Genomic DNA, 11742 nt, shown 5'->3' on the forward strand with positions numbered 1-11742 from the left:
CCCCGCCGGCCTCCCCCGCACCTCCGGAGAACTCCCGTGACCTCCCTCGCCGTTGAGAAGACCGCCACCCGCTCGGGCGGCGCCACCGTCGAATTCCGCTCGCTGCGCCGCACCTTCGGCGCCACCACCGCACTCGACGGCCTCGACCTGACCGTCCAGCCGGGCGAACTCCTCGCCCTGCTCGGCCCGTCCGGCTGCGGCAAGACCACCGCGCTGCGCATCCTCGCCGGCTTCGAGCAGCACGACTCCGGCCAGGTCCTGGTCGACGGCCAGGACATCACCGCGATCCCGGCCCACAAGCGCGACGCCGGCATGGTGTTCCAGTCGTACAGCCTCTTCCCGCACCTGACCGCCGCCGACAACGTCGCCTTCGGCCTGCGGATGCGCGGCACCGGCAAGGCCAAGCGCCTCAAGCGCGCCAAGGAGCTGCTGGAGCTGGTCGGCCTGCCGCAGCACGCCGACCGCTACCCGCACCAGCTGTCCGGCGGCCAGCAGCAGCGCATCGCGCTCGCCCGCGCGCTCGCCCTCCAGCCGCGCGTGCTGCTGCTCGACGAGCCGCTCTCCGCCCTGGACGCCAAGGTGCGGCTGTCGCTGCGCGAGGAGATCCGGCGCCTCCAGCAGGAGCTGGGGATCACCACGCTGTTCGTCACGCACGACCAGGAGGAGGCGCTGTCGATGGCCGACCGGGTCGCGGTGCTGCGCGCCGGCCGGCTGGAGCAGTGCGCCGCGCCCGCCGAGCTGTACGCCCGCCCGGCCACCGCCTTCGTCGCCGAGTTCGTCGGCACCATGAGCCGCATCCCGTGCGTCCGGACCGGCGACGGCGTCGAGGTCCTCGGCCGCCGGCACGCCGTGGACGGCACGCTGCCGTCGGACGGCTCGCTGGAGGTGCTGGTCCGCCCGGAGAACGTCGCCCTCACCCCGGCGGTGGACGGCCCGGCGCAGGTGGTCTCCGCGTCCTTCCTGGGCGCCGTCACCCGCCTCACCGTCCGGCTCGCCGACGGCACCGAGGTCAAGGCCGACCTGCCGACCGAGGCCGCGGCCCAGCTGCCCGTCGGCTCGCGCGCCGCGCTGACCCTGCCGGAGCGCCCGGTGCTGGTCGACCGCCGCGCGGTCTGACCCGTCTGCTTCCTCTTCTTGAACCACCGAAGGTACCGCCATGCCTGCATCCGCTGAATCCGTCGTCCCCGCCGCCGCCGTTGCCGCCGCTCCCGCTGCTCCTGCTGCACCTGTCGCTCCCGTTACTCCCGCCGCCGTCCTCTTCGACATGGACGGCACCCTGGTCGACACCGAGCACCTCTGGTGGCAGGCCGCCGCCGAACTCGCCGACGAGCTCCACCACTCGCTCACCGACCAGGACGCCCCCGAGGTCCTCGGCCAGGCCATCGAGCACACCGCCGCCCACCTCCACCGCGTCAGCGGGACGTCGCTGAGCGAGGCCGAACTCGCCGACCGGCTGGGCGACTCCTTCGCCGGCAAGGTCGCCGCCGAGACCGTCCCCCGGCCCGGCGCGCTCGCCCTGCTCGCCTCCCTCCGGGACGCCCACGTGCCCACCGCCCTGGTGTCGGCCTCGCCGCGCCGGGTGGTCGACATGGTGCTCGGCACCATCGGCCGCGACTGGTTCGCCGTCACGCTGGCCGCCGAGGACACCCCGCGCACCAAGCCCGCGCCCGACCCCTACCTCGCCGCCGCCGAACGCCTCGGCCTCGACCCGGCGCTCTGCGTCGCCGTCGAGGACACCCCGACCGGCGTCGCCTCCGCCACCGCCGCCGGCTGCGCGGTGCTCGCCGTCCCGTCCAGCGCCGCCCGCATCCCGGGCGGCTCGCGGGTGACGCTGCTGGACAGCCTGGAGCACGCCGACGTCGCGCTGCTCGGGAAGCTCACCACCGCGCCCGGGGTTTGAGCTCCCGTGCCCTACCTACTCCTCGCCCTGGCGATCCTCAGCGAAGTCTGCGCCACCAGCTGCCTGAAGCTGACGGAGGGCTTCACCAGACTCTGGCCGAGCGTGGGGGTGGCCATCGGCTACGTGCTCTCGTTCTACCTGCTCGGGAAGGCGCTCAAGCACATCCCGGTGTCGGTCGCGTACGCGGTGTGGTCCGGGGCGGGGACGGCGGCGGTCGCCGGCATCGGCGTGGTGGCCTTCGGTGAATCGCTGGGGCGGCTGCAGTGGCTGGGGCTCGCCCTGGTCGTCATCGGCGTGGTGGTGCTCAACCTGAAGGGCAGCCACTGACGCACAGCCTCCCGCGGAGTGGGAAGTCGGCCGGTCCGACTTCCCGCTCCGTTCCGCTTTCGGCCCGGACGAGAGGCCGGACGAGCCACCGGACCCGCCACCGCCGACCCCCGTGCGCCCGCCCAGGCACACCGCGCCCCGCTCCCCGCCTCCCCCGCCGAAAGCCACGGGAGCGCGGGGATTCCTGCTCCTGACGTGCCCCACGGTGCCCGACACCCGGACCTCCCCGATTGGCCGATCACACGCTAGGTGAGCGACCCCTCGCCCGGAGTTAATGGAACGCGGGGTGGAGCAGTCGTAGCGACAGTGGGAGGGAGCACGACATGACCGAGAACGATGCCGAGACCACGGCCGGGGTAACGGCCGAGGTCACGGCCGAGGTCACGGCCGAGGTAACGGCCGAGGTAACGGCCGAGGTCACGGCCGAGCAGGTGGAGGCCAAGGCCCTGGAGATCCGGGCCGCGTTCGAGCGCAGGGCCCGACCGAAGCTCGACCTGGAGGGGCGCTTCAACCTGGAGACCGCCACCCGGAAGCACCTGGAGGCGCGGACGGCGGCGGCCGAGATCCCCGAGGCGCTGATCCGGTCCCGCGTGGAGCGGGTCCGCCCGAAGTGGGAGGCCAAGGCCGCGGAGCAGGGCGTCGCGGTGGACGAGAAGCATCTGGAGGCGGTCGCCGCGCAGTTCGACGACTGGCCGCTGATCACCGCCGACGTGCACGGCTTCCTCGACCTCTGCTACACGATCCACCTGAGCCCGGAGGCGATCCCCCTGCTCGAAGCCGCTTCGTCGGGCTTCGACCGGGCGCTCAGCGAGGCTCTTGAGGCGTTCCCGGAACTGATCGCGCTGTTCGCCGTGCTGGACGCGTTCGTCGTCGGCGAGGCGGCGGCGATCAAGGAGGTCGCGGAGTACAACGGAGCGGTCCGGCTGGAGGGCGTCTTCCCGTCGCCGTTCCCGATCCCGTTCCCCGAGGAGGACGGCTACTGGGACGAGGTCGAGGCCGACGGCCCGGCGAGCTGACCCGGGAGCGAGAGGCGGGGCGGGCCGAACTCGGGCCCGCCCCGCCACACTTGGCCCCGTGGTAGCGGGCGCCCTGGCAGTACCCGTCCACCGCGGTCTACCCGACCCACGTGCCGGTGACGACATCGCCTTCGCACGCTCCTCACCACTGCCACCGACAGGGCGATCCGGCGCCACTCCCCGACGACCGGACCGCCGGAACGGGCAGAGGACCGCGCGGAGCAGGAAGTCGGCCGGTCCGACTTCCTGCTCCGAAGACCCGGACCGGGGCTCGATAAACAGCTTGCCGACCCATCGGACGTGTGCCACTGTTCCGCCTGGATCGACAGTCGGTCAAAGACCGCAAGTCGGACGCCTCTTGAGGGATCCACCGAAGAGGCATGAGAACCATCGGAATTGGTGCCATGGGCAATCAGCACGAGGACGAGTGTCGCCGGTCGCTGGCTGAGGAGCAGGCGAAGAGCCTCGCCGAGACCAACGACTGGGAGCACGTGGACAGGACCCGGGTCCACCAGGACTGGGACGTGCTGTACCGGGAGATCGCGGCCCGCCTGGACGACTCCCTGCCCGGGGACCAAGGGATCCAGGAGCTCGTTCACCGGCACTTCGACATAGTCTCCCGATTCTTCGTCCCCACCAGGGAGGCCTATCTCGGCATGGCGCTCCTGTACGCGGAGGACGACGCCATGAGGGAGTTCCACAGCTCCTACCACCCCGGGATGGTGGAATTCCTGGGTGCCGCCATGGGCGTATTCGCCGAACGCGAGGCCGGGTTCGCCTCGTAGGGCGGATTCCGGGGCTTCGGCGTGAGCCCTGCCCGCTCGCCACCACGACACGGCGGCCACCGCGGGCGGGGAGGCGGCGGGCTCCCCGGGCAGGACGTCCTCGAAGACGTAGGAGAAGCCGAAGGACTCGGCCTCGGTCCGGTGGGCCGGTCGCCTTCGCGAAGGTCGCGAACGCGACGTTCGTCACCGTGCCCTGAGCTGTCCGGAACGGCCCGTCAGGAACCGCCCGCCGGGCAGGCCAGTCAACTGGCGCGCGACGCCCTCGGGTCGGCGAGAGAACAGCCGGGCCTCGACGTGTACGAGGCCCCTGGGGGACGACGGGGCCGGCCAAGGCTTTCAAGCGTGCGACGGTAGTCCGCCCACCGCCGCACGCGGACCGGATCGGCCGGTGTCAACGGCCGATCCGGTCACACATCCCCCGCTGATCACCAACCGGACAGACGCATCCGATCGACTGCTCAGCTCACCGGAGAGACGCGCCTAGTGCCGTCGGCGGGCTGCGGCTCGTCCGCTTCGCCTCACGAGGATGACGAGTGCGCCTCCCAGGGCAATGGCGGCCGCCGAGCCGGCCACGATGCCGATCGATCCGCCCGCGCCGGTGGCAGCGAGCGCCTGCCCCGACTCGTTCAGGTGCTGAACGGGGCTGCCTTGCACGTTGCCGCCCTGAACAGGGCCGCCCTGCGCGTTGCCGCCGTGAACGTTGCCGCCCTGCACGTTGCCGCCGTGAACGGGACCGGCCTGCACAGGGCCGCCCTGCGCATTGCCACCGTGAACGGGGCCACCCTGCACGTTGCCGCCCTGAACGGGGCCGCCCTGCGCATTGCCGCCGTGAACGGGACCGGCCTGCACATTGCCATGGTTGCCCGGGCCATGTCCGTGATCATCTTGCTCATGGCCGCCGTGGCCCTGGCCGCCGTGACCACTTGGAGACTGGGATGGTCCGGCAGGCCCCGCAGGTCCGGCAGGTCCCGCAGGCCCCGCAGGGCCTGGTGCACCGGGCGAACCGTTGGCGCCGGGTGAACCGTTGGCGCCGGGCGAGCCATTAGCACCAGGCAGCCCATTGGCCCCGGGCGAGCCGTTAGTGCCAGGCAGTCCGTTAGCGCCGGGTGAACCGTTGGCGCCGGGCGAGCCATTAGCGCCAGGCAGCCCATTGGCCCCGGGCGAGCCGTTAGTGCCAGGCAGTCCGTTAGCGCCGGGTGAACCGTTGGCGCCGGGCGAACCATTAGCGCCAGGCAGCCCATTGGCCCCGGGCGAGCCGTTAGTGCCAGGCAGTCCGTTAGCGCCGGGTGAACCGTTGGCGCCGGGAGCCCCGGGGGCACCGGGAGCTCCCGGGGCGCCATTCGGACCCGGGGCGCCCGGAGAGCCGGGCGCGCCGGGCACACCGGGAGCGCCGTTCGGACCCGGGGCACCAGGAACGCCGGGGGCACCAGGAGCGCCGTTGGGGCCGGGAGCACCCGGAGCACCAGGAGCACCGTCGGGGCCGGGGGCGCCCGGAGAGCCAGGCGCGCCGGGCACACCGGGAGCGCCGTTGGGGCCGGGAGCACCCGGAGCACCCGGAGCACCGGGCGCACCGTTGGGGCCGGGGGCGCCCGGAGAGCCAGGCGCGCCGGGCACGCCGGGAGCGCCGTTGGGACCCGGGGCACCCGGAGCACCGGGAGAGCCCGCCGGACCGGGAGCACCGTTGGGGCCGGGAGCACCGGGAGAGCCGGCCGGACCGCCGGGCCCCGCCGGCCCGCTCGGACCCGCCGGCCCACTCGGCCCCGCCGGCCCACTCGGTCCGGGCGGCCCACTCGGTCCGGGCGGGCCGACAGTACAGGCCGCCCTCGTGATGGTGTTGTCGTCCAGCGTGACGGCCCCCGTGCGTGCCAGGGCACGGCCTTCGATCACCGAGTTGGTGTTCACCGTGATGGACGTCATCGCCAGGATGTTGCCCTTGAAGAAGGAGTTGACGTCGATGGTGGCCGAGCTGCCCACCTGCCAGAACACATTGCAGGGCTGCGCCCCGTTGACCAGGCTGACGACGCTCGACGGGGCCGTGATCAGGGTGGAGCCGATCTGGAAGATGAAGACGGCGCTGGGATCGCCCAAGGCGTCGAGGGTGACGGTCCCGGTGAGGTTCAGCGACGACGTGGCCTTGTAGACGCCGGGCGTCAGCGTCAGTCCACCGATGTCGCCCGGAGACGTCAGGCTGGCGGTGGGGGCCCGGCCTGCGGCGTCGTTGTAGGCGATGACCAGGTCCGACTGAGCCTGGGCGGCCTGGGCGTCGTTGACGTGCTGGACGCCGTTCACGATTCCGGGCGGGAAGCCCGTCACACTGGTGCCCGGACTGAGGCCCAGGTCCCCGTTGATCACGCTGGGACCGGTGTTGGTGACAGTAGAGGCGGCCAGGATGGCATAGCTGGCGTCGGTCCCCAGCATCACCGGTGCCTCCGCGGCGTGCGCGGGACTCGTGACCAGACCTGCCGTCGCAAGCAACGTCAGTCCGGACAGCAGGACGAGCGCGCCCGTGAGCCGGGAGCGTTTACGCCCTCTCTCAGGTGGGGCGGGCGGAATGGCATCGACTGCCATAGGACAGGACCCTTTCTTGTCGCCGTTGAGCTCCGTCACTCGAAAAGAGGATTTCGGAGCGCCGATGGTGAGTTCTGGTCGGACCACGAGCCCTCGTGCACGCGCCGAGGCGCCTCGGGCACCACTCCGGCGGGCCGCAGAGCGGCACCCGCCAGGGGTGGTGATGCACAGTCACCTACTCAGTACACCGTGCAACAACAACATGAAAAGGAAAGAATAATAAAGATGCACTCGGGTGACGTGCCGACGCGAACAGGGCACATTCCCCCCGGCTCCGGCGTGTCGTTTGTCCACGCACTCAAGGCCGCACGCGAAGCCCCGGGCTTCGGCTGCGGCCGGCTCCCGAGGATTCGGCCGGACCCGTGGAGCCCGGCAGCGCTCTCGGCAGGAGCCGTCCGCCCGACCGCACCACAACCCTGGCGGATCGCCGCCAAGGCTCCGGGAAGTACCGTTTCTTCTCTCGGCCTCGTCCAGGCTGGTGAAATGACGTATCGCTCGGGGGATGGAGTCGTTGGCCCGAGCATGAACAACCCAACGTATCCGCAGGGCGGGGTCCTCGCCGCAACCGACGGCAACGCCGGCAGCGTGGCCGAGCGCTGCCGTCTCGCAGGTGGCCTGCTCAGAGTCACCCTCGGCGACCTGCGCGAGGAACTCGGCTACCGAAGGCTCGGCAAGTACGTCCTGGACGAGGTGGCCGAGACCCTCACCGAGGAGGGGCTCGGCTGGTTTCCGGCCTGGCGGCTCTCGCCGAGGGAGAACGGCGAACCGCGCCAGGAGCACGAGGTGTGGGTGTTCCTCCGGGACGGTGGCCTCCGGTGCCAGGTCATCGACGCCATCCAGGCGCCCGAGGGCTCCGACGTCCCCACCATCCTGAACGGGCTGCTGGCCGACCGCCCCCAAGACCTCTCCCCCGAGCGCAAGCTCGGCCTGATCCGCGAGATCCTCGGGCTCTGAGCCGCCGAGCCGCCGGACCGGGCGCGGTACGCCTGCACGTCACGCCGGGTCCCGTGGACGACGGCAGCGCCCGGGGATCGGCGAGCGGCAGCACGGTCACAGCGGCGGGCACGCCGGCGTCCGCGCCGCATCCGGGGGTGCAGCAGGGCTCGGTGGTCAGGAGGGTGTTCCTCGTCGTGGCCGGGGCCGGGCCGACGCCCTGCACCGGACGAGGCCGTGGCCGTGGCCGACGGAGCGTCGGATCGCCGGACCGACGTTCCGCGGCGATCCAACGCTCGGCGCCGAGGCCGACCGGTCGGGGACCGGTCGGCCTCGGTTGCTGCACGGCGTCAGTAGGAGAACACCCACTGCTGGGTCGGGATGCCGACGTAGCCCCACTGCTGGGCGGCGGCGCCGTCCGTCGCGAGCGAGTCGTCGATCTCCAGCACCTTGCCGCTACCGCGGTTCTTCAGGACGTACCCGGCCGTGCCCTTGACGAGCTCCCACTGCTGGGAGGCGATGCCGACGTAGGCCCACTGCTGGGCCGGGGCGCCGTCCGTCACCAGCAAGTCCGCGATCTCCAGCGCCTTGCCGCTGTTGGCGTTGACGATCTCCCAACTGTCTCCGGCCCAGCGGAAGATCCAGCGCGAGGTGGCCATGTCGTAGCAGGTCCACTGCTGCGCCCTGGCACCGTCGACCAGCTGCGAGTCCTCGATCTCCAGGCACTTGTGGCTGTTGGCGTTGACCAGCGGGGTCTTCCATTCGGTCGCACGGACCTGCCGGATCCAGGTGCCGAGGTCGTCGACGCGGACGCCGGCGGCACCGCTGTGCGCGGTCTCGGTGCTGCCGAGGCAGCCGTTCTGCCAGGAGCGGGTGGCGATGCCGACCAGCTCCGGCCTGCCGCCGACCGTGCGGACGGCCGGACTGCCGGTGTCACCCTTGCAGAGGGCCGCGTCGGTGCCGGCCTTGGGTGCGAGGTCCAGGCCGGTCGGCCGGACGGCGCCGACCGTGAACGCGGCGCTGTGCAGCTTGTCGGGCACCCACTCCGTCCTGGTGCGGCCGTAGCCGGGCACCCGGAGCTCCTCGCCGGGGGCGGGCGCGGTGGTGGCGACGGCCAGCGGGGCGACGTCGGTGACCGGGTTGACCAGGCGGGCGAGGACGAGGTCGCGGTCGGCGCGGGGGACGAGCTCGACGACGTCGCGCACCTGACCCGCGGTGGTGGTCAGGTCGGTGCGGCCGACGGTGACGGTGGTCGGCAGTACCGGCCTCCCCGCGGGGACGGTGGACGGCTGTTCCGGGTCGTCGGCGAAGCAGCCGGCTGCCGTGACCACCCAGAACGGGTCGACCAGGGCTCCGGTGCAGGCGCGCTTGCCATCGCCGATGTCGATCCTGGCGGTGAACGCGTGGAAGCCGCTCGGCGCCGCCTCGCCGACGACGGCGCCGGCCCGGGTGGGGGCCGCCAGCAGGACACCGGCGGCGGCCGCGAACAGCGCGGTCAGCCGTGCGGCACGTGAACGCGAAAGGGACATGGTGATTCCCGCCTTTGCTGGTCGAGGAAATTCGGACATTCGACAGAGGGGCGGGGGGTGCCGCAGCGATTTCACCCTTCACCCTGAACAGCCCGGGCCCGTCGGTATCGGCGGCCGCCGAAAGCGGCGACGGTGAGCGCCGCCGCTCCCACCAGGCCCGGTTCGGACAATTCCCCCACGGCGATTCTTCCCCCCATTCCCGCAGCATCCGCGTCCCGGCGAAAAGCGTGTCCGGCCCGTGACCCGCCGACCCCGCCGACCCCACCGATGCGGCCGACCAGCGCAAATGGCAGAGGTACGACGACCGTCGGCCCGGGCCCCCCGACCGGTCGGCGGATCGGCCGCCGCATGCGCGAACCGGCCGATCATTCGTACCACGGCCTGTCGGCGGCCGGAAAGGGAAGAATTCCGGCCACGCCGGCCGCGTGGCGGCAATTCGCGGGAACGATCCGTTCCGCCGCTGCATTTCGGCCGATTGTCCCGGCCTGACCTGCACGCATTCTGGCCGGGTGAAGAACGTCCGGTTCACGGTCGGCGTTTCACGTCCGGAACGATTCCCGACGCCCGCGCCACCACCACGGCCGCCGCCCTCCCGCCACCACCACGGCCGTCGACCGCGCGCTCCGACGCCGTTTCACCCGGACCGTTCGCCGATGCGGTTCGCCGGGACCGTTCACCGCGACCGTTCGCCGATGCGGTTCGCCGGGACCGTCCGACGCGACCGTTCGCCGACGCCGTTCGCCAACGACCGACGCTCAACGGCGAGTTGGCCCTCCTTCCGGCGACCGGTCATGTCTCGTTCACGCCGCGTACTCCGCCCTCCGGGTCAATGGGGCGTCCAGTTGTCCAGCCAACTCGACGCCCACCCCCGACCCGAAGGACCCCCGTGGCCGCAGGAAGCACCCTCGCCCTCTCGTCCCCCACCAGTCCGACCGAAGGGGACAAGATCACCTTCCACTGGACCACCTCCGCCCCCGACGCCAAGAACTGGGTCGGCGTCTACGACGGCACCCGGCAGCCCGGCAACGGCGCCTCGCTGCTCTGGAAGTACACGCCCGGCGCCTCCGGTGACGTCCAGCTCGACACCTCCGCACTCACCGGCGGCCCGTACACCGCGTACCTGCTGGCCAAGGACGGCTACGGCGTCCTCGCGCAGACCGCGCCGTTCACCTTCCGCGCCAAGCCCGCCCCGGTCCGCCCGCACCTGGCCGTGGACGCGCTCACCGCCACGGCCGTCGCGCCCGGCGGCACCGTGACCGTCAGGCTCGGCGGGCTCTGGTGCCGCCCGGCAGGCACGCCCGTCTTCCGCAAGATCAGCGGACCCTCCTGGCTCTCCGTCGCCGCCGACGGCACCGTCACCGGCACGGCGCCCGCGAGCACCGGCGAGGTGCAGCTCCTGGTCGGCGTCAAGGACGCGGCCGGCGCCGCCGACGCGCTCACCCTCACCGTTCCGGTCACCGACCCGGCCGCCGCGCCGCGCCTGAAGGCCGCCACCTGGAACCTCGCCAACGCCGGCGCCGCCTTCACCGACGCCGTGGAGAAGCAGCTGCGCGTCGTGCTCACCCAGGGCCTGGACGTGCTGGCCCTGCAGGAGACCGCCGGCAGCGCCGCCCAGACCCTCGCCACCGCGCTCGGCTGGTACGCCTACCAGAGCCCGGGCAGCGTCGGCGTCCTGAGCCGCCACCCGCTGGCCTCCGCCACCGCACCGACCGCCGCCCTCCCCGCCGCCGGGGTCACCGTCCAGCTCCCCGGGGGCCGCGCCGTCCGGGTCTGGGCCGCCCACCTGGACGAGGCGAACTACGGCCCGTACGCGGCCCAGGACGGCCAGAGCGCCGCGCAGATCACGGCCACCGAGAACGCGTCCCTCCGCCTCCAGCAGGCCAGGGCGCTGGCGGCGGCCGTCCAGGCCGACGTGGCGGCCGGGCGCGCCGTCGTCCTCGGCGCGGACCTCGCCTCGCCGTCCCACCTGGACTGGACGGCGGCCGCCGCGCCCGCCCACAGCGGGGCCGGCCCGCTCAACTGGCCCGTCACGGTGGCGATCCAGGGCGCCGGCCTGACCGACGCCCACCGCGCCGCCCACCCGGACCCGGTCGCCTCCCCGGGCGCCACCTGGTCGCCGACGCGCAAGCAGCGCGCCGCCGGGAAGGCCGAGCCGCAGGACCGCATCGCCGCCGTGCACTTCGCCGGGCCGCTCACCCTGGTCGAGGCCCACACGCTCGCCACCGGCTGGCCGCAGCCCGAGCCGAGCGCCGCCGGCAACGGCTGGCCCTCGGACTGCGCCGCCGCCGTCGCCACCTTCCAGCTCTGAGAGGCCAGTTCGCGATGACCGAGCTCTCCCGCCGTACCTTCGTCGGCGCCACCGCGGCCGCCGGCGCCACCGCCCTCACCGGCCTGTCCGGCGCCCGCGCCGAGGCCACCCCCGCCGCAGCCGCAGCCGGCGCCACCGGCACCATCGCCGACGTCAAGCACGTCGTCGTCCTGATGCAGGAGAACCGCAGCTTCGACCACTACTTCGGCACCCTGAACGGCGTGCGCGGCTTCGGGGACCGGCAGGCGCTGCAGTTCCCCGACGGCACCGACGTGTTCCGTCAGCCCGACGCCGGCCGCAGCGACGGCGGCGCGATGCTGCCGTACCGGATGGACACCGCCAAGTACAACGCGCAGAACGCGGGCGGGCTGCCGCA

The 11742-nt window shown here is 72.9% G+C and carries 10 protein-coding genes and 1 pseudogene; 8 read left to right on the forward strand and 3 right to left on the reverse strand.

The features are described 5' to 3' along the window. The first annotated feature begins 36 nt into the window (after window positions 1-36). The 5 genes from AC067J_RS30460 (at window position 37) to AC067J_RS30480 (ending at window position 4028) form a co-directional block, all read left to right on the forward strand. Complete coding sequence (locus AC067J_RS30460; RefSeq protein ID WP_478304592.1) at window positions 37-1116, forward strand: ABC transporter ATP-binding protein; 1080 nt, start codon at window positions 37-39, stop codon at window positions 1114-1116. Window positions 1117-1156: 40 nt separating this feature from the next. Then, window positions 1157-1900 (forward strand): HAD family hydrolase, encoded by a 744-nt coding sequence (locus tag AC067J_RS30465; protein WP_478304594.1) that lies wholly within the window; start codon window positions 1157-1159, stop codon window positions 1898-1900. Between the two features lie 6 nt (window positions 1901-1906). Next, a complete protein-coding gene (locus AC067J_RS30470; RefSeq protein WP_478304596.1) occupies window positions 1907-2227 on the forward strand; it encodes a DMT family transporter in 321 nt (106 codons plus the stop codon). Between the two features lie 323 nt (window positions 2228-2550). After that, window positions 2551-3243, forward strand: coding sequence for a hypothetical protein (locus AC067J_RS30475; RefSeq protein WP_478304598.1), 693 nt, complete (start codon window positions 2551-2553; stop codon window positions 3241-3243). 404 nt (window positions 3244-3647) lie between these two features. Beyond that, complete coding sequence (locus tag AC067J_RS30480; protein WP_478304599.1) at window positions 3648-4028, forward strand: TipAS antibiotic-recognition domain-containing protein; 381 nt, start codon at window positions 3648-3650, stop codon at window positions 4026-4028. A gap of 480 nt (window positions 4029-4508) precedes the next feature. On the opposite strand, the gene AC067J_RS30485 is transcribed toward AC067J_RS30480, so the two are convergent. Then, entirely contained in the window at window positions 4509-4877 is a 369-nt protein-coding gene (locus AC067J_RS30485) for a hypothetical protein (RefSeq protein ID WP_478304626.1), read from the reverse strand. A gap of 1035 nt (window positions 4878-5912) precedes the next feature. Next, window positions 5913-6596, reverse strand: a pseudogene (locus AC067J_RS30490) (ice-binding family protein); the annotation flags it as partial. 522 nt (window positions 6597-7118) lie between these two features. Here AC067J_RS30490 and AC067J_RS30495 point away from each other — a divergent pair. Further along, window positions 7119-7550: a hypothetical protein gene (locus AC067J_RS30495; RefSeq protein WP_478304601.1), complete on the forward strand. Its 432-nt coding sequence runs from the start codon at window positions 7119-7121 to the stop codon at window positions 7548-7550. A gap of 329 nt (window positions 7551-7879) precedes the next feature. Here AC067J_RS30495 and AC067J_RS30500 read toward each other — a convergent pair whose 3' ends face one another. After that, window positions 7880-9058 carry an RICIN domain-containing protein gene (locus tag AC067J_RS30500; RefSeq protein WP_478304603.1) on the reverse strand — a complete coding sequence of 393 codons (1179 nt, stop codon included), beginning with the start codon at window positions 9056-9058 and terminating at the stop codon, window positions 7880-7882. An 886-nt stretch (window positions 9059-9944) separates the two neighbouring features. On the opposite strand from AC067J_RS30500, the gene AC067J_RS30505 reads away from it, so the two are divergent. Then, the gene (locus AC067J_RS30505; protein ID WP_478304605.1) at window positions 9945-11366 is read left to right on the forward strand and encodes an endonuclease/exonuclease/phosphatase family protein; all 1422 of its coding nucleotides are present in this window, start codon (window positions 9945-9947) and stop codon (window positions 11364-11366) included. Between the two features lie 14 nt (window positions 11367-11380). Beyond that, the coding region (locus tag AC067J_RS30510) for an alkaline phosphatase family protein (protein WP_478304607.1) at window positions 11381-11742 on the forward strand (362 nt) is incomplete at its 3' end.

The sequence above is a fragment of the Kitasatospora sp. NPDC042419 genome (assembly GCF_056437345.1).

What these genes read in the sequence shown, in the direction of transcription:
- AC067J_RS30465 (WP_478304594.1), top strand. Translation starts at nt 1,157, where the DNA reads ATGCCTGCATCCGCTGAATCCGTCGTCCCCGCCGCCGCCGTTGCCGCC.
- AC067J_RS30500 (WP_478304603.1), bottom strand. Translation starts at nt 9,058, where the DNA reads ATGTCCCTTTCGCGTTCACGTGCCGCACGGCTGACCGCGCTGTTCGCG.
- AC067J_RS30475 (WP_478304598.1), top strand. Translation starts at nt 2,551, where the DNA reads ATGACCGAGAACGATGCCGAGACCACGGCCGGGGTAACGGCCGAGGTC.
- AC067J_RS30480 (WP_478304599.1), top strand. Translation starts at nt 3,648, where the DNA reads ATGGGCAATCAGCACGAGGACGAGTGTCGCCGGTCGCTGGCTGAGGAG.
- AC067J_RS30495 (WP_478304601.1), top strand. Translation starts at nt 7,119, where the DNA reads ATGAACAACCCAACGTATCCGCAGGGCGGGGTCCTCGCCGCAACCGAC.